The following is a 17,645-nucleotide window of genomic DNA, read 5'->3' on the forward strand; positions in this document are numbered from 1 at the left end:
CGGAAACGGTGGGCTTCTCCGAAGCCCCTGCTCCGTGCTGTACTTATCCGAATACGTATGGGACAGGCCCCCCCGGGGCCGAGTCCCCGAGACGCCGAGAGGAGGCGAGACCAGTGACCAGCTACATGACCTTCACCAAAATGACCGATCGCTCGGTTGCCGCCTCCTGCCCGCTTGGCTCCTCCGCTCTCCTGCCCTCGCTCCTCGGTACCGGTCTGTCCGCGATTTCCGCCGACAGCCCTGCCTTCCTGGCCGCGCCCTCCGCGCTGCTGGCGAGCGAGCGCAATGAGCGACCGACCCAGGCACCGGTGGCAGTAGCGGAAGCCCAGGCGCATGGCGCCTACGGCTTCGCGGCCGCAGCCGGTGCCGCCAGTGCCGGATCTAAGACGAAGCAGACGACGAAGCAGCAGCACCACCACCTGATGTGGGCCTTCCGTGGGCTCGAACCCTGGAGTGATCCAGTCTGATCTCAAGATCAGGCCGGCGCCTTCAGGGCCGCGGAACCCCACCCGGGATCCGCGGCCCTTCTGTTTGTCCCCGAACGGGGACGGACGCACGAAGGGGCCTCGGGACAGCCGACCCCGGCCGACCCCGGCCGGAACGACTAGACGACAAAGACGAGGAAGAAAACACCGTGCAACTCGAAGCGCACGCCCCGTCCGTACCGCAGACCCAGACTCTCTCCCCGCCCGCAGTCCCGGAGGACTCCACCTTGACTCCGCTCACCGCGCTGACCGCGCTCGACGACGCCATCGAGAACCTCGGCGTCCCCGTTCCCTGCCGCACCTTCGACCCCGAGGTCTTCTTCGCCGAGTCCCCGGCCGACGTCGAGTACGCCAAGTCGCTCTGCCGCACCTGCCCGCTGGTCGAGGCCTGCCTCGCAGGGGCGATCGAGCGCCGCGAGCCCTGGGGCGTCTGGGGTGGCGAGCTCTTCGTCCAGGGTGTCGTCGTCGCCCGCAAGCGTCCGCGTGGCCGTCCGCGCAAGAACCCGGTCGCGGCATGAACGCCATCGGAACCATCGACCGCCCCCTCACGCACGACCCGTTGAAGCAGGCCCTCATGACCCCCCACGCCACCACGAGCGAGCAGCCGCACGGCTCCGCCACCGCAGACTTCATCACAGCCGGCGCGATCACCTCGCGTCAGAACAGGACCCGCGAAATGCAACTCATCCCAGAAGCCATGGCTCGTGCCCATATGGACGACCGCATGCGTGAGGCCGACGCGGAGCGTCACGCCCTGCGCCTGGTCGCCGCCCGCCGCATGCAGCGGCGAGCCGAGCGCGTCTCCCTGCGCGCCCGGCGTGCGCTGGCCATGGCCGTCATGTACTGAGAGCCCGTAGTGGCTCACCCGGGGGGACCGGTCCGAACGGACCGGTCCCCCCGGTGCGTTGCGGAGGGCGTGCCGGCCCTCGCGGGGATATCGTCTGTAGGTGGACCAGCCGACTCCCCGCCCCACCCCGTCGGAAAATCAGGCCCAGCCCGTCGTCTGCGCGCGCTGCGGCACACAGTCCCCCGACGGCGCCCCGCCCACCTGGACCTGCTCGGTGGAGAACGGGGCCAGACAGTACTTCTGCGTCGACTGCGCGCGCGCCAACCTCCGGGCGATCGAGGGCCGGCTCGACTCCGCCTGGTGGTGACCGGCCCGCCGCCCGCTCACTCCTCCGGCAGGAACCCCGGCAGCCACGTCTCCAGCTCGTCCCGCAGCCGCACGGTCGCGCCGAGCTGGCACAGCACGCCGATGGTGCTCAGCGTCACCCGGTGGATCAGCAGGTACGAGGGCGGAAGGTTGATCTGCCGGCCCAACTGGTGTGCGGGGGAGCGGGGATCGCCGATCCGCGCCGCCTGGCCGCGCAGCCACGGCCTGGTGAAGGTGAAATCCGCCGCCTCGGCGGGTTCGATGATCGGCCTCAGGTAGTCCAGCACCGCATCGGGGTCCAGTTCGATGCTCTCCTTCACGAACCCCTCCGCGCACAGGTGCCCGTAGACCCCCTCGGCGTCCCCGTCCAGCGTCAACCGCAGCGATCTGCCGATGGGCTTGGGCCAGCCGCCCGGCAGCCGGTCGACCGTGCCGAAGTCCAGCACGCCCAGCCGCATCCGGCCGTCGGCGCCGGCTATCAGCCGGAAGTTGCCCGGGTGGGGATCGGCGTGCAGCAGCCCGGTGCGCGCGGGTCCGGAGAAGAGGAAGCGGGCCAGCAGCTGCCCGGCGCGGTCGCGCTCCTCCTGCGTGCCGTCGGCTATCACCTCCGACAGCGGAGTCCCCTCCATCCACTCGCTCACCAGCACCTGCTCGCCCTGGTACACGACATCGGGCACGACCACGTCTTCGTCGCCCACGAAGGCGTCCGCGTGGCTCCGCTGCGCCTCGGCCTCCAGCTCGTAGTCCAGCTCCTCCGAGACCCGGTCGCGCAGCTCCGTGATCAGGGGCTTGATGTCCATGCCTGGGACCAGCGGCCCCAGCAGCCCCGCGAACCGGCCCAGCTGCTTGAGGTCGGACAGCAGCGCCTCCCCGGCGCCCGGGTACTGGATCTTGACTGCCACCTGCCGGCCGTCGTGCCACACCGCCCGGTGCACCTGCCCGATCGAGGCGGCCGCGGCCGGCTTGTCCTCGAACTCCTCGAACAGGTCCCGCCAGTCCTCGCCGAGCCGCTCGGCCAGTATCTGGCGCACCGTCGCCGCCGGAAGCGGCGGAGCCGCTTCCTGAAGCTTCGTCAACGCCGCCCGGTAGGGCCCGGCGACCTCCTCGGGCAGCGCCGATTCGAAGACCGACAGGGCCTGCCCGAACTTCATGGCACCGCCCTTGAGTTCCCCGAGGGTGCGGAACAACTGCTCGGCCGTGCGCTGCTGGAGCTCGCGCGCCACGATCTCCGCCGACTTGCCCCCGATGCGCTTGCCGAGGCCCCAGGTGGCCCGCCCTGCGATACCGAGCGGAAGCGCGGCCAGCTTGACCGTGCGGGTGACCGCTTTCCGGGGAAGATCAGACACAACGCCCCTCCAGTTCCCAGACAGCTTTGCCGCGAGCGGCAGTTCACGGGTGACCCCAGGCCTTCAGTCACAACGCATCCTGTCATGGCGCCCTCCCGGCGCCCGAGGCCGATCCCGTCTGCGCCGGCTCCGGCGGCGGCGTTGGCGCCGGCTCCGACGGCGGCTCCGAGGTCGGCTCCGGCGACGGGGCCGCGGCGCAGGGGCAGGCCGGGTGGGGGTGGACCGGCGAGGGGTGCCAGTGGAGTCCCGGGAGGGCGGCCTCCCAGCGGGTGGCGGTCGAGGCGGGGAGTTCCCCGTCGAGGAAGGACAGGGCGTGGGCCGCGGCCAGGCCGGCCACCGCGGTGGACAGCCCGAGATCGCAGGCCGCGGCGGTGCGGCGGCGGTGGGCCGAGCGCCACTGGACCAGCATCCGCGGCCACGCGGGGTCCCGGTCGACCCGGTCGCGCTCCATGCACCCCGCGCAGGCCGTGGCGCCCGGGAGGACCAGGGGGCCCACCAGCCCGGTTCCCTCCAGCACCCCCGCGTACAGGTGCGGGGTCCCCGTGGCGATCCAGTCGGCCGCGATGCCCGGGTCCGGGGCCCAGGCCTGGAGCCCGTCCCGGGGTGCGACCACCACCAGGGCCAGCCCCGGCTCCGGGCCCCCGCGATCTTCCCCGGCCGCCTCTCCCGGGCTCCTTGCGGGGGGATCCCCGCGAAGGTGCCCCCGGGTCCGCGGCGCCCGCCCCGGGGCGGACTCCCGCACCAGCGTCCGCGCCGCCTCGGCCCGCAGGCGGCCGACGCTGCCGGCTCCCGGCCCGCCCGGCGCCACATCCGCCGTCTCCACCCGGCCGCCGTCCAGCACTTCGACCCGGCCGATCCCGGCCCCCGCCAGGACGGCGGCGATCACCCCGCCCACGCGGCCGCTTCCGCGCACCTGCACCCGTATGGCCCGGCGGGCCGCGATCCCCCGTAAGTCCCCGCCGGGCTCCCGGTGTACCAGGGACAGTGAGGCCAGGTCGGGCCCCAGCCGCTCCAGCGTCTCCGGCCGGCGCCGCAGGGCCTGGGCATGCGGGCCGCCCGCCGTGGCGTCGTCGAGCAGCCCGGCTCCCGCCAGCCGCCGGACCAGTTCGTCCACCTGACCCTCCGGCAGGCCCATCCCCGCGGCCTCGGCCCGCAGCAGCTCCATGCCCCGCGTGCCGTCGATCCGGTCGATCAGCGAGCCCGTCGCCGTGTCCACCGGACCGAGTACCACCGCGTGGGCGGGAGTCACCCCGAATTGCACCGTCTGCAGATCCCGCCAGGCCCGGGCGAGCGCCGGCTTCACTTTCGGATACATCGCTCTTCCCCCTCGTACTTGTACGCGTGCGTAAGAGCGCCGCTGACGGCCGCTCCCCTTGCTGTCCTTCTTGGCTCTCCTCTTGTCTCTCCTCGCAGAGTGCCCGCCGGCCGGATTCCGTGCGGGAAATTGTCCACAGGCAAGGGGTATTAGGCATATGAGATGGAGAAAAGGTGTGTCTCTCGCGCGCCTCTCGCACGCCCGGTGAATCGATCATGCTCGAAGCCCGGACGGGCGGGACTTCCACGGCGGCGACCGGGTACCTTCGTGGCGTGTCCGCCGATCCATCGCAGCGCGCCGTCGAAGTCCGCCGGAGCGCGCGCCGCCGCAGGACCGTATCCGCCTACCGTGAGGGTGACCGGACGGTCGTCCTGATCCCTGCCCGGATGTCCGAGGCGGAGGAGCGGCGCTGGGTGGGGGTCATGCTCGACAAACTGGCGGCCCAGGAAAGCAAGCGCACCCTCGGCGACGCGGAACTCACCGAGCGGGCCGAGCGTTTGTCGGAGCAGTACTTCAGCGGCCGCGCCCGCCCCCGCTCGGTGCGCTGGGTCACCAACCAGAACACCCGCTGGGGCTCCTGCACCCCCGCGGAGGGCAGTATCCGGCTCTCGCACCGCCTCCAGGGCATGCCGGAGTACGTCGTCGACTACGTGCTGCTGCACGAGTTGGCCCACCTCCTGGTGCCCGGCCACGGACCCCGCTTCTGGGAGCTGCTGGAGACCTACCCGCGCACCGAGCGGGCCCGCGGCTACCTGGAGGGAGTGGTCGCCGCCGAGCGCCTTCCGAAGGTGCCCGCCGCCCGGGACGAATGACCCGTGTAACGCAACGTGATGTGTACCGGGTCGGTACCGACTTGGCCGGATGTCGGCAGTAGCCGTTAGCCTGGGCGGCACGCATTCACTGTCGGGATGGGGGACGGTCGTTACGTATGGCCAGGGAATTCCAACGAGGTCACAAGGCCAAGATCAGCGATCTGACGGCAGGCACCGATCTGTACGTGGGCGTGTCGATCGCAGGGCCCGGACTCGCCTTCGATATCAGCTGCTTCGGGCTCGATGCGAATGAGCAGCTCTCGGACGACCGTTACTTCGTCTTCTTCAACCAGCCGAAGTCTCCGGAAGAGTCCATTCAGCAGCTCGGCGCCCAGTCCGGTGACAGCGAATCCTTCCGGGTGACGCTCGACCGGATTCCGGCGGGCATCCACAAACTGTCCTTCACCGCCAGCATCGACGGCGCCGGACAAATGTCGCAGATCGGCCCGGGCTACATCCGGATCGTGGCCGGCGGCGAGGAAGTCGTCCGCTACGCCTTCACGGGCTCGGAGTTCAGCACCGAGCGCGCGCTGATGATCGGCGACTTCTACCTCAAGGACGTGTGGCGCTTCGCCGCCGTCGGCCAGGGCTTCGACGGCGGGCTCGCCGCGCTCCTGAAGAACTTCGGCGGCGAGGTCGCCGAGGAGGCGGAACAGCAGGCTCCGGCCCAGGCCGCCGCCGCGGCGCCCGGGTTCGCCCCGCCGCCACAGGCCGCCGCCCCCGCGCCCGCGCCCGCCTTCGGCGCACCGGCCCAGGCTCCCGCCCCGCAGGCCCCGCTGGCCCCGCAGCCCCCGGCACCCGCGCCGGCCTTCGGCGCGCCGGCCCAGCCCCCGGCCCCGCAGCAGCCGGTCCACGCGGCCCCCACCATGGCCGCACCGCTGGCCCCGCCGGCCCCCGCGCCGTACGGCCAGCCGCCCCAGGCGCCGCAGCAGCCCGGCCCGCCCTCGTACGGCCAGCCGCCGCAGCAGCCCTCGTACGGCCAGGTCCCCGGGCAGGCCCCCGGCCAGGTCCCCGGCCAGCCGCCCGGCTACGGGCAGCAGCCGGCCTACGGCCAGGTACCGGGCCAGCCCCCCGGCTACGGCCAGCAGCCCGCGTACGGGCAGATGCCCGCCCAGGCCGCCGCCGGAGCCGGCCTCGCCGCCGCGCTCCAGCCGTACAAGGAAGCCCCCACCGGCACCCGCTGGACCCCGCAGAACCAGCAGCTGATGCGGGTGGACCTGGCGATGGGCGGCCAGGCCGTCCTCGCCCGCCAGGGCAGCATGGTCCTCTACCAGGGCAAGGTCGACTTCAGCTACAAGGGCGCGGGCTTCGCCGGCCGCATCGTCGGCAACGCCACCGGCCAGGAGATGCAGCTGATGCGCTGCACCGGCCGCGGCCAGGTCTTCCTCGCGGAGAACGGCGCCCACCTGCACGCCATCGAGCTCCAGGGCGACGGAATCTGCGTCTCCGCCGAGAACGTGCTCGCCTTCGACGAGTCGCTCCAGCACGAGGTCCGCCGGATCGAGGGCCACGGCATCCCCGGCGGCGCCCTGTTCACCATGCAGTTCCAGGGCTCCGGCACGGTGATCGTCAAGACGCACGGCGTCCCCGTCGTCCTGCCCGTCACCCCGACCACCTTCGCGGACAGCAACGCCATCGTCGCCTGGTCCTCGGCCTCACAGGTCATCGTCTCCAGCCAGGTCCGGCTGCGGCGCAACGCTTACCCCGGCCACAGCGGGGAGACCGTGAACCTCCAGTTCCGCGGCGCACCCGGCAACTTCATCGTCGTCCAGCCGTACGAGGTCTGAGGGAGCCCGTCATGAACGCAATGAACCAGCAGCTCGCGGGCTACGCCCCGACCCCCGTCACGGCCCGCATGGAGAACCACGGCCGGGCCATGCTCAAGGTCGCCATGCAGAGCGGCCAGGACCTCTTCGCCCGCACCGGCTCGATGGTCGCCTACGAGGGCTTCGTGCAGTACGAGCCCAACCCGCCGGCCGTGCGCCAGATGGCCTCGCAGTGGCTGACCGGCGAAGGCGCCCCGCTGATGAAGTGCACCGGAGACGGCCTGCTCTACCTCGCCGACTACGGCGCGGACGTGGTCGTCATCAACCTCAACAACGACTCCCTCTCCGTCAACGGCACCAACCTGCTCGCTTTCGACGCCCACCTCCAGTGGGGCGTCGAGCGGGTCAAGGGCATGGCCAAGTTCGCCGGCCAGGGCCTGTTCAACGTGCAGGTCGCCGGCACCGGCTGGGTCGCGATCACCTCCCGCGGCACCCCGATCGTGGTCGACTGCGGCCGCGGCGAGGACGAGACGTACGTGGACCCGGACGCGCTCGTCGCCTGGTCGCCGAACCTGAAGGTCAAGGGGAAGCGCAGCTTCAAGGCCTCGTCGATGATCGGCCGGGGCAGCGGGGAGGCCTACCAGATGGCCTTCTCAGGCCAGGGCATCGTCGTCGTACAGCCCAGCGAGGACAGCACCGACCGGCTCCGGGCCCGGGGCTGAGGGGGAGCGGACACATCATGCAGAGCGCACTTTTCGCCCACGCCGAGGCGCAGTCCCAGGACCGGTACACGGTCCAGAACCCGCAGCTCCTGCGGGTCTCGCTGACCGGCTCCGACGACGTCCTCGCCCGCAAGGGCGCGATGGTCGCCTACCAGGGCCTCATCGACTTCGACGGCGAGTACCAGACCGCCAGCCAGCGCGGCGCCCGCCGCCGCACCGGAGAGGGCCTCGACCTGATGCGCTGCTCCGGGCAGGGCACGGTCTACCTGGCCAACCTCGCCCAGTACGTGCACGTCGTGGACGTGGACCACGACGGCCTCACGGTCGACAGCAGCTACGTCCTGGCCCTGGACTCCACCCTGCACACCGAGGTCATCGCGGTGGACAGCCAGTACGGAATCTCCGGGTCCGGCAAGTACCAGCTCAACATCTCGGGCCGCGGCAAGGTCGCGCTGATGACCTCCGGGCAGCCCCTGATGATGCAGGTCACGCCCGACAAGTACGTCAACGCCGACGCGGACGCGATCGTCGCCTGGTCCACCTCGCTGCGGGTGCAGATGCAGGCCCAGACGCACTCCACGGGCGTCTGGCGGCGGCGCGGCAACACCGGCGAGGGCTGGGAGCTCAGCTTCCTCGGCACCGGATTCGCGCTGGTGCAGCCCAGCGAGGTGCTGCCGCCGCAGAACGCCCAGCTCGGGCAGGGCGTCGCCGCGCAGTTCGGCATGGGCCAGCACGGATCCCACGCGCAGAACCAGAACAACGCCTGGAACTGACCGTTCGAGGTACGGCGAAGGGGCGGCCCCGCGAGGGACCGCCCCTTCGCCGTACGGGGCTCACAGCCGCGCCCGGGCGGCCTCCATCAGCCGTACGACCGAGGTGTCGGCCACCGCCGCCACCTCCTCGTACGGGAACCAGCGCAGGTCCAGGGACTCCTCGCTGATCTCCGCCACCGCGTCGGCCGGAGCCAGCGCCGCGTACTGCACGTCCAGGTGCCAGTTGCACGGCGCCGGGATCGGATGGCGGTCCAGGCGCAGCGGGCCGCCGGGCAGCAGGCTCAGCCCGGACGCGATGCCCGACTCCTCGCGGGCCTCGCGCAGCGCGGCTTCGACGAGCGTGTCGTCGCCGGGCTCGCAGTGGCCGCCCATCTGAAGCCACATGCCCAGCTTCTTGTGCAGGGTCAGCAGTACGCGCCCCCGCGCGGGGTCGATCACCAGCGCACTGGCCGTGACGTGCCCGGCCCCGCAGGGCTTGTAGACCCCGCCCGGATGTGCGGCCAGGTGGTCCAGATAGACGTCACGCAGCTCGGGCTGGCCCTCGTAACGCCTCAGGACGAGGACCGCGTCTTCGTGCAGGCTCACTTCTTGTCGTCGCCGTCCTCGTCGTCCTCGTCGCGCTTCTCGGCCGCCTCGCCGAGCATCTTGTCGATCTCCGAGAAGTCCAGCTGCTCGCGGTGCACGAAACCGTCCGGGTCGTCCAGGTCGGAGGCCGTCGGCAGCATGTCCGGGTGCTCCCACAGCCCGTCCCGGCCGTCCATACCGCGCGCGTCGGTGAGGGAGGCCCACAGCCGCGAGGCGTCGCGCAGCCGGCGCGGCCGCAGCTCCAACCCGATCAGCGTGGCGAAGGTCTGCTCGGCCGGGCCGCCCGAGGCGCGCCGCCGGCGCATGGTCTCGCGCATGGCGTCCGCCGAGGTCAGCCGGGGCTTGGCCGCCTCGTGCACGACCGCGTCCACCCAGCCCTCGACCAGCGCGAGCGCCGTCTCCAGGCGGGCCAGGGCGGCCTTCTGCTCCGGGGTGTCCTGCGGCTGGAACATGCCGCCCGCCAGCGCTTCCTGAAGCTGCTCCGGGTTCGACGGGTCGAGCTGGCCGACCACGTCCTCCAGCTTCGAGGTGTCCACCTTGATGCCGCGGGCGTAGCCCTCGACCGTGCCGAACAGGTGCGAGCGCAGCCACGGCACGTGCGCGAAGAGCCGGGCGTGCGCCGCCTCGCGCAGCGCCAGGTACAGCCGCACCTCCTCGGCGGGAACGCCGAGGTCCTTGCCGAATCTCTCGATGTTCAGCGGCAGCAGCGCCGCCTTGCCGGCAGGGCCCAGCGGCAGCCCGATGTCCGTCGAACCGACGACCTCGCCCGCGAGCACGCCCACGGCCTGGCCGATCTGCTGGCCGAACATGGCCCCGCCCATGGAGCGCATCATGCCGAGCAGCGGGCCCGCCATGGCCTGCATCTCCTCCGGCAGGACGCCGCCCATGGCCGCGCCGACGCGCTCGGCGACCGGGTCGACGAGCTCCTTCCACACCGGCAGGGTCGCCTCGACCCACTCGGCGCGGCTCCAGGCCACGGCGGTCGTGGCGCCGGAGGGCAGCGAGGTCACGTCGTCCAGCCAGTGGTCGGCGAGGCGCACGGCCTCCTCGATCGCGGACTTCTCGGCGCCGACGACGCTCGCGTCCTTCACGCCGTCCGGCGTGCCCTGGGCGACGGTCTTGCGGGCGATGTCCTTGGCCATGTCCCAGTTCACGGGACCGCCCTCGTAGCTGAGCATCTGGCCGAGCTGCTGGAAGGCCGCTCCGAGGTCGCTCGGGTTCATCGAGCCGAACATCGCGGCGAACGGATTCTCCGCGCCCCCGGGGCCCCCGGGTCCGCCGGCGCCTCCGGGCAGGCCCATACCCGGGAACCCGAACGGATTCGGGCCGCTCTGGCCGCCCTGGTTGCCCTTCTTCTTGCCTTCGTCGCCGTTCTCCGGCTCCTCCGGCGGAAGGCCGAATCCGAATGGGGTGTCGCTCACGGGTTTCCTCGGCTCGTAGGGCCGCCGGCGGGTGCCGACGGGCAATGGTCCGACAACACCACCCAGCGTAGACACCACACCCGCTTCGGGGCTCGGTGCTCCGCCGGGTCATCGGCTGCGGCAGGATGGACATCACCTGGTAGGTACGCGTCATGGCGCGTCCCTACTGAAGACAACCGCTGGAGACGCCCGGTGAGTTCCCCAGATCCGCACCTTTCGGATGAGCGCGGCCACGCGCCGCACGACGCCGAAACCCGTCCTGAGCAGGGTGACAGCACCCAGGGTGTTCGCCAGCCGCGAAACTCGGCGGGCCCCCTCCGACGCGGCCCCGTGATCGCCGTCACCGGCGCCGCGGCCGGGGTCGGTGCCGCCCTGGTGAGCCGACTGGCCGCCTCCGACGAGGTCAAGGCGGTCGTCGCGATCGACGAGCGGCGCGGCGACTGCGCCGAGGCGCAGTGGCACGTCCTGGACGTACGGGACCCCGCGATCGCCGAGAAGCTGCGCGGCGCGGACGTGGTGGTGCACCTCGCGCTGGACCTCGACCTGGAGACGGACCCGGCGGCCCGTACGGCGTACAACGTGCGCGGGACCCAGACGGTGCTGACCGCCGCCGCGGCGGCGGGGGTGCACCGGGTCGTGCTGTGCACCTCGGCGATGGTCTACGGGGCGCTGCCGGACAACGACATCCCGCTGTCGGAGGACTCCGAGCTCCGCGCGACCGCCGAGGCGACCGGGCTGGCCGACCTCCTGGAGATCGAGCGGCTGGGGCGCCGGGCGCCGCGGGCGCACCCGGGCCTGAACGTCACGGTGATCCGCCCGGCGGTCCTGGTCGGCGGTACGGACACGGCGCTGACCCGGTACTTCGAGTCCCCGCGCCTGCTCGTGGTGGCCGGGTCCCGGCCCACCTGGCAGTTCTGCCACGTGGAGGACCTGGTCAGCGCGCTGGAGTACGCGGCCCTGGAGAAGGTCGAGGGCGAGCTGGCGGTGGGCTGCGAGGGCTGGCTGGAGCAGGAGGAGGTCGAGGAGCTGAGCGGCATCCGCCGCATGGAGCTCCCGTCGGCGGTCGCCCTGGGCGCCGCGGCCCGGCTGCACCGGATCGGCCTGACCCCGTCCCCGGCCGGGGACCTCGCGTACACGATGCACCCGTGGGTGGTCAGCGTGAGCGGGCTGCACGCGGCCGGCTGGCGGCCCCGCTGGACGAACGAGGAGGTCCTGGCGGAACTCCTCCGGGAGGTCGCGGGCCGCCACACGGTCGCCGGCCGCCGCCTGGGCCGCAAGGACGCCACCGCCGCGGGCGCGGCGGGCGCGACGGTCGCGCTGCTGGGCGCCGCCGCGGTGGTCCGGGCGGCCCGCAGGCGCCGGGGGATCTGAGCCAGCCGGGGGATCTGACCCCGGCGGGGTCGGCCCGCCGCCCCCATGCGGCGCCGTCGCCGGGGGCGCTGCCCCCGGGCCCCCGCGCCTCAATCGCCGGCGGGGCTGGATCTGGCCGACTGTAGGAGGCTCCCAAGCAGGCAGGCGCGGCACGGGCGAAACTGCTATTCCGCCGGGTCTGCGGCTAGGGCACGATGGACCGTATGGCACCGCACTTCGACCACCCCGGCGAGCAGGCCGCTCAGGACCCCATCCGGCTGCTCGACATCCGTGAGACACCGCTCTCGCTCGACGAGGTCTTCCAGGCCGTCGGCGACGACGCGACGGGCGGTACGACGCTCTTCGTCGGCACGGTGCGCAACCACGACAGCGGGGCGGACGTCGATTCGCTCGGCTACTCCTGCCACCCCAGCGCCGAGGCGGAGATGCGCCGCGTCGCCGAGCGCGTCGTGGCGAAGTACCCGGTCCGCGCCCTGGCCGCCGTGCACCGCGTCGGTGATCTGGCCGTCGGTGATCTGGCCGTCGTCGTCGCGGTCTCCTGCCCGCACCGCGGCGAGGCCTTCGAGGCCTGCCGGATGCTGATCGACGACCTCAAGCACGAGGTGCCGATCTGGAAGCACCAGATGTTCTCCGACGGCACCGAGGAGTGGGTCGGGGCCTGCTGAGCCGCGGCCAGGACAGGGCCTGGCCCCGCGAACCCCCGCGTGCGCCGTTGCCCCCGCAATGGGGGTACCGTCGCACCCGTCCGGCCGCGCAACACGCCCCCGATTTGCGTAACCCCCCTCCGGGCATGAGCGTTGAAGCCACCAACGACACGTACTTTTCGGGGTAGGGAGGCACGCCGATGGCGTCTCTGGCGTGGTTGCTGATTCCGCTCGTCGCGGCGATAGGAGCGGCGATATGGGGCAGCTGGGCGGCACGCGACCGCACACAAGGTGACATATCCGAACTCGCGGGTTACGCACGATTCCGTGAGGTCATGGACAAGGCAGATCGGTCCGAGGCGAGGGCCAAGGCGCACTCCGGTTCTGACGCCGTCTGAGCGTCCCGGGAGCACGCCGGTGAGAATCCTCTGAGAGTCCGGGCGGCGGCGCCCGTACGGACCGGCCCCGGGGGCCGCCCGTCAGGGCAGTCCCGTACTGTCGATCCATGCCACGCCGCACTGCGACGATGCTCGCTTCCACCCTCATGCTGTTCGCGCTGCTCTGCGCAGGGGTATTCATCAAGGTCCCGTACTCCGAGATGAGCCCGGGTCCGACCGTGAACACACTCGGGGACTCGCGCGGCGAGCCCGTCCTCAGCATCTCGGGGCGCAAGTCCTACCCCACCAGCGGGCACCTCAACATGACGACGGTCCGCGTCACGGGCGCGGACTACCCCATGAACCTGGTGGAAGCGGTGTACGGCTGGCTGGCCGACGACAACATCGTCGTGCCGCACGAGAACCTGTACCCGAACGGCAAGACCGAGAAGGAATCCACGCAGGAGAACGCCGAGGAGTTCAGCCAGTCGCAGGAGAGCGCCAAGGTGGCGGCCCTCAAGCAGCTCGGCATCCCGGTCACCGCCCGCGTCGTCGTCTCCTCCGTCGTCAAGGCCAGCCCCGCCGAGGGGCGGCTGCACGCCGGTGACCTGATCCGCGCCGTGGACGGCACCCCGGTGAAGGAGCCCGGCGACGTCGCCAAGCTGGTCACCCGGCACAAGCCGGGCGAGCCGGTCGAGTTCACGATCGTGCCCGAGCCCGCGGCGGCCGCGGCCGAGAAGACGGGCGTCGAGCCGACCGAGACGTCCAAGGTCACGATCAACGCGGGCAAGGCGGAGGGCGACGGTCACGCCATCGTCGGCATCCGGGCCGGCACCGACCACACCTTCCCGTTCACGATCGACATCAAGCTCGCGGACGTCGGCGGCCCCAGCGCCGGCCTGATGTTCGCCCTCGGCATCGTCGACAAGCTCACCCCGGAGGACCTGACCGGCGGGAAGTTCATCGCGGGCACCGGCACCATCGACGACTCGGGCAAGGTCGGCCCCATCGGCGGCATCCAGATGAAGACCATTGGCGCCCGCCAGGCCGGAGCCGAGTACTTCCTGACCCCGGCCGACAACTGCGCCTCCGCCGCCTCGCACGTGCCGGACGGCCTCACCCTGGTGAAGGTCTCCACCATCGACGACGCCACCAAGGCGCTGGAGAAGATCGGCAAGGGGGACACGGCCGGGCTGCCGCGCTGCGGCACGTCCTGACCGGCCCCCCGAGGGTCCCCCAGCAAGCGCTAAGAGAAGGTCGCGGCCAGCGCCTCCGCCAGCCCGGGCACCAGGCCGCCGCCGGTGAGGACCTCGGTCGAGGAGTCCTTCTCGCGCAGCCGGACGGCCGACTCGCGCGACCCGTCGCGCAGGACGGCCACGGTCAGCCGTACCTCCTGCCGCTCCGGGTGCCCGGCGACCCACTTCGCGAGCTGCTTGTCGCTGAGCCCCTCCGGTACGGAGGCCTCCGCCGACGGCGGCAGCATCAGCCGCTCCACCGTCAGCGCGCAGCCGACGACGGCGTCGGGCCAGGCGACGGTGCCCAGGAACTTGTCGAGGGCGGTGCCGGCGGGCAGCTCGTCCTGCTCGATCGGGGTGAGGGAGGCCTTGCCGGCGTCGTCCTGGTCGAGGCCGAGCTGGCCGGCGAGGCGCGGCTCCTGCTTGCGGAGCTTCGCGGTGTCGACGAGGGCGAACAGCCGGGCGGGCTGGTCCCAGCCGAGGCCGGCCGCGTACTCGTCGATCTCGAGGCAGGCTCGGGTCAGCGGGCTGGCCGCCATCGGAGTGCCGGGGGAGGAGGGGGGAACGTTGGACATGGACAACATCCTGCCTCCTTTCCGCCGGATTGCGGGAACTGACCAGGGGCTCCGTAAGTTGCATCAGTGGGGTCTACGATCGGGGGCCCGTTGAATACCAGACCCAGCGACTTTCAGAGGTGCGCACCTTGGCTTTCCAGATGCCGGACCGCGGCGGAGGCCCTTCGGGGCCACGGATGAGAGTCGGCCGCCCGTCCCGGCGTGCCCGCACTCTTCTGATGACCTTGGGCGTCCTGGCCGTCCTGGCCATGGCGTTCATCATGTTCGCGGGTTTCTGGACGGACTGGCTCTGGTTCCGCTCCGTCAAGTACTCCGGCGTCTTCACCACCACCCTGTGGACCAAGATCGGCCTCTTCGCCGTCTTCGGCCTGCTGATGGCGGGTGCCGTGGGGTTCAACATCTGGCTGGCGTACCGGCTGCGGCCGCCGCTCAGCGCGATGTCGATGGAGCAGCAGAGCCTCGACCGCTACCGGATGAGCATCGCGCCGTACAAGAAGTGGCTGCTCCTGGGCATCGCCGCGCTCGTCGGCATGATCGCCGGAGCCTCGGCGGCGGGCCAGTGGAAGACCTGGCTCATGTATGTGAACGGGGTGCCCTTCGGCACGAAGGACCCCCAGTTCCACATGGACGTGTCGTTCTACACGTTCGACCTGCCCTGGTACCGCTTCCTGCTCGGCTTCGGCTTCGCCGCGGTCGTCCTGTCCGTGATCGCCGCCGCCGTCGTGCACTACCTGTACGGGGGACTGCGCGTGACGAGCCCGGGCGCCCGGGCCACGGCCGCGGCCACCGGGCACCTGTCGGTGCTGCTCGGCCTCTTCGTCACCTTCAAGGCCATCGCGTACTGGCTCGACCGGTACGGCCTCGCGGTGAAGTCCAGCGACTTCAAGGCCGCCGACAACTGGACCGGCCTGCGGTACGTGGATGCCAACGCCTACCTGCCGGCCAAGACGATCCTCGTGGCGATCGCCGCGATCTGCGCCGTGCTGTTCTTCGCGACGCTGTGGCGCCGCACCTGGCAGCTGCCCGTCATCGGCTTCGGCCTGATGGTGCTCTCGGCGATCCTGATCGGCGGTCTGTACCCGGCGATCGTCCAGAAGTTCCAGGTCCAGCCCAATGAGCAGGCCAAGGAATCGCCGTACGTCGAGAAGAACATCAAGGCGACGCGCGACGCGTACGGGATCGCCGGGACCGAGGTCACGGACTACGAGGGCGTTCCGCAGACGGACGACAAGGCCAAGCTGCGGCGGGCGGCCGACACCACGGCCAGCGTCCGGCTCCTCGACCCGAACATCGTCTCCCCGGCCTTCCAGCAGCTCCAGCAGGTCAAGGGCTACTACGGGTTCCCGTCCACGCTCGCCGTGGACCGCTACACCGGCCAGGACACGGTCATCGGGCTGCGCGAGCTGAACATCGGCGGCATCCCGAAGAACAACTGGATCAACGACCACTTCAAGTACACCCACGGCTACGGCGTGGTCGCGGCCAAGGGCACCACGGTCGGTGACCAGGGCGCCCCGGACTTCACCCAGTCCGACCTGCCGTCCAAGGGCATGTTCAGCACGGACTTCCAGCAGCGCATCTACTACGGCGAGCAGACGAAGCAGTACTCGATCGTCGGCGGTCCGCAGAAGGAGCTCGACTACTCCGACGACAACGGCGAGAAGGAGACGAGCTACCAGGGCAACTCCGGCGTCAACCTGGACAACCCGGTCAACCGGGCCGCGTACGCGCTCGCCTTCAGCGAGCCGCAGATCCTGTACTCGGGCGCCATCGGCGAGGGTTCGCGGATCCTGTACAACCGCACGCCCAAGGAGCGCGTCGAGGCCGTCGCGCCGTGGCTGACCATCGACGGCGCGCCGTACCCGGCCGTGATCGACAAGAAGGTCGTCTGGATCGTCGACGCGTACACGACCACCAACGGCTACCCGTACGCCTCGCGCACCACGCTGGGCGTCACGACCGCGGACTCGCTGACCAACAGCCAGCGCGCGGTGGTGGCGCAGGAGAACCAGGTCAACTACATCCGGAACTCGGTGAAGGCCACCGTCGACGCGTACGACGGCACGGTCAACCTGTACCAGTGGGACACCAAGGACCCGGTCCTGAAGACCTGGATGAAGGCGTTCCCGGGCACGGTGAAGCCCAAGAGCGAGATCGCCAAGCCGCTCATGGACCACCTGCGCTACCCGCAGGACCTCTTCAAGGTCCAGCGCGAGCTGCTGACCCGGTACCACGTCACGAACCCGCAGACCTTCCTCAGCGGCAGCGAGGCCTGGGCCGTCCCGGACGACCCGACGGCCAAGGCCGGTACGGCGCTCCCGCCGTACTACCTGTCGATGAAGATGCCGGGCCAGAAGGAGAAGGACCAGGTCTTCTCGCTCACGACGACCTTCACGCCGAACGAGCGGCCCAACCTGAGCGCCTACATGGCGGTCAACGCGGATCCGGGCACGCAGGACTACGGGAAGATCAGAATCCTGAAGCTGCCGACGAGCAAGCCCGTCGACGGCCCCAAGCAGGTACAGAGCAAGTTCCAGTCCGAACCGAAGATCGCCGAGTCGATCCGCCTGCTGCGCGGTGGCGACTCCGAGGTCGAGTACGGAAACCTGCTCGCGGTGCCGCTCGAGGGCGGGATGCTCTACGTGGAGCCGGTGTACGTACGCAGTTCCGGGCTGAAGTACCCGCTGCTGCGCAAGGTGCTGGTCACCTACGGCGGCCAGACGGCCTTCGAGGACACGCTGGAGAAGGCGTTGAACGTGGTCTTCGGGGCCGAGGCGCCGACCACGCCGGTGCCGCCGGAACAGCCGCCGGGCGAGGGCACCGTCACCCCGCCGACCGCCCAGAACCCGACGGTCAAGGCCGCCCTGGACGATGCGGCGAAGGCGATCGAGGCGGCCGAGAAGGCCCGCCAGGCCGGCGACTGGGCGGCCTTCGGCAAGGCCCAGGACGAGATCAAGGCGGCGCTGCAGCGGGCGATCGACGCGGAGGCGAAGCTGACGACTCCCAAGCCGGGAGGCTAGACGGGCGGCCGGCCCGTTGGGTAATGGCTCTGTCCCGCGTCGTGA

At 71.3% G+C, this 17,645-nt stretch carries 18 protein-coding genes; 13 read left to right on the forward strand and 5 right to left on the reverse strand.

What is annotated here, in order from left to right:
- Positions 1–113 precede the first annotated feature (113 nt).
- The 4 genes from MTF65_RS11855 (at position 114) to MTF65_RS11870 (ending at position 1,639) form a co-directional block, all read left to right on the forward strand.
- Entirely contained in the window at positions 114–467 is a 354-nt protein-coding gene (locus MTF65_RS11855; RefSeq protein WP_374207209.1) for a hypothetical protein, read from the forward strand.
- 167 nt (positions 468–634) lie between these two features.
- The gene (locus MTF65_RS11860; RefSeq protein WP_073773160.1) at positions 635–1,003 is read left to right on the forward strand and encodes a WhiB family transcriptional regulator; all 369 of its coding nucleotides are present in this window, start codon (positions 635–637) and stop codon (positions 1,001–1,003) included.
- Positions 1,000–1,332 (forward strand): hypothetical protein, encoded by a 333-nt coding sequence (locus tag MTF65_RS11865; RefSeq protein WP_243628512.1) that lies wholly within the window; start codon positions 1,000–1,002, stop codon positions 1,330–1,332. Before MTF65_RS11860 ends, MTF65_RS11865 begins: the two co-directional genes overlap by 4 nt.
- A 100-nt stretch (positions 1,333–1,432) precedes the next feature.
- On the forward strand, positions 1,433–1,639 hold the full coding sequence (locus tag MTF65_RS11870) for a hypothetical protein (RefSeq protein WP_243628513.1): 207 nt from the start codon (positions 1,433–1,435) through the stop codon (positions 1,637–1,639).
- Positions 1,640–1,655: 16 nt separating this feature from the next.
- On the opposite strand, the gene MTF65_RS11875 is transcribed toward MTF65_RS11870, so the two are convergent.
- Together MTF65_RS11875 and MTF65_RS11880 are read right to left on the reverse strand one after the other, a co-directional pair.
- Positions 1,656–2,984, reverse strand: a complete 1,329-nt coding sequence (locus MTF65_RS11875) for an AarF/ABC1/UbiB kinase family protein (RefSeq protein WP_243628514.1) — start codon at positions 2,982–2,984, stop codon at positions 1,656–1,658.
- Between the two features lie 82 nt (positions 2,985–3,066).
- Entirely contained in the window at positions 3,067–4,299 is a 1,233-nt protein-coding gene (locus MTF65_RS11880; protein ID WP_243628515.1) for a ThiF family adenylyltransferase, read from the reverse strand.
- Positions 4,300–4,514: 215 nt separating this feature from the next.
- Between MTF65_RS11880 and MTF65_RS11885 the strand changes: the two genes are divergently transcribed.
- From MTF65_RS11885 to MTF65_RS11900, 4 genes are all read left to right on the forward strand, one after another.
- Entirely contained in the window at positions 4,515–5,111 is a 597-nt protein-coding gene (locus MTF65_RS11885) for a M48 family metallopeptidase (protein ID WP_243628516.1), read from the forward strand.
- A 116-nt stretch (positions 5,112–5,227) separates the two neighbouring features.
- Positions 5,228–6,898 (forward strand): TerD family protein, encoded by a 1,671-nt coding sequence (locus MTF65_RS11890; protein WP_243628517.1) that lies wholly within the window; start codon positions 5,228–5,230, stop codon positions 6,896–6,898.
- A 20-nt stretch (positions 6,899–6,918) separates the two neighbouring features.
- On the forward strand, positions 6,919–7,599 hold the full coding sequence (locus MTF65_RS11895) for an AIM24 family protein (RefSeq protein ID WP_243628687.1): 681 nt from the start codon (positions 6,919–6,921) through the stop codon (positions 7,597–7,599).
- Positions 7,600–7,616: 17 nt separating this feature from the next.
- A complete protein-coding gene (locus MTF65_RS11900; RefSeq protein WP_243628518.1) occupies positions 7,617–8,372 on the forward strand; it encodes an AIM24 family protein in 756 nt (251 codons plus the stop codon).
- Positions 8,373–8,432: 60 nt separating this feature from the next.
- On the opposite strand, the gene MTF65_RS11905 is transcribed toward MTF65_RS11900, so the two are convergent.
- On the reverse strand, positions 8,433–8,957 hold the full coding sequence (locus MTF65_RS11905; protein ID WP_243628519.1) for an NUDIX hydrolase: 525 nt from the start codon (positions 8,955–8,957) through the stop codon (positions 8,433–8,435).
- Entirely contained in the window at positions 8,954–10,378 is a 1,425-nt protein-coding gene (locus MTF65_RS11910; protein WP_243628520.1) for a zinc-dependent metalloprotease, read from the reverse strand. The genes MTF65_RS11905 and MTF65_RS11910 overlap by 4 nt, the downstream gene beginning before the upstream one ends.
- 192 nt (positions 10,379–10,570) lie before the next feature.
- Between MTF65_RS11910 and MTF65_RS11915 the strand changes: the two genes are divergently transcribed.
- The 4 genes from MTF65_RS11915 to MTF65_RS11930 all read left to right on the forward strand — a co-directional run bounded on the left by MTF65_RS11915 (position 10,571) and on the right by MTF65_RS11930 (position 13,987).
- The gene (locus tag MTF65_RS11915) at positions 10,571–11,749 is read left to right on the forward strand and encodes an SDR family oxidoreductase (RefSeq protein ID WP_243628521.1); all 1,179 of its coding nucleotides are present in this window, start codon (positions 10,571–10,573) and stop codon (positions 11,747–11,749) included.
- Between the two features lie 203 nt (positions 11,750–11,952).
- A complete protein-coding gene (locus MTF65_RS11920) occupies positions 11,953–12,414 on the forward strand; it encodes a molybdenum cofactor biosynthesis protein MoaE (RefSeq protein ID WP_243628522.1) in 462 nt (153 codons plus the stop codon).
- A gap of 179 nt (positions 12,415–12,593) precedes the next feature.
- A complete protein-coding gene (locus tag MTF65_RS11925; RefSeq protein WP_243628523.1) occupies positions 12,594–12,791 on the forward strand; it encodes a hypothetical protein in 198 nt (65 codons plus the stop codon).
- A gap of 107 nt (positions 12,792–12,898) precedes the next feature.
- Entirely contained in the window at positions 12,899–13,987 is a 1,089-nt protein-coding gene (locus MTF65_RS11930; RefSeq protein WP_243628524.1) for a PDZ domain-containing protein, read from the forward strand.
- 29 nt (positions 13,988–14,016) lie between these two features.
- Here MTF65_RS11930 and MTF65_RS11935 read toward each other — a convergent pair whose 3' ends face one another.
- Positions 14,017–14,589: a PPA1309 family protein gene (locus MTF65_RS11935; protein ID WP_243628525.1), complete on the reverse strand. Its 573-nt coding sequence runs from the start codon at positions 14,587–14,589 to the stop codon at positions 14,017–14,019.
- 131 nt (positions 14,590–14,720) lie between these two features.
- Here MTF65_RS11935 and MTF65_RS11940 point away from each other — a divergent pair, with 131 nt between their 5' ends.
- Complete coding sequence (locus MTF65_RS11940; RefSeq protein ID WP_243628688.1) at positions 14,721–17,600, forward strand: UPF0182 family protein; 2,880 nt, start codon at positions 14,721–14,723, stop codon at positions 17,598–17,600.
- Positions 17,601–17,645 lie beyond the last annotated feature (45 nt).

It is taken from the genome of Streptomyces sp. APSN-46.1, assembly GCF_022815725.1.
Classification (GTDB): Bacteria; Actinomycetota; Actinomycetes; order Streptomycetales; family Streptomycetaceae; genus Streptomyces.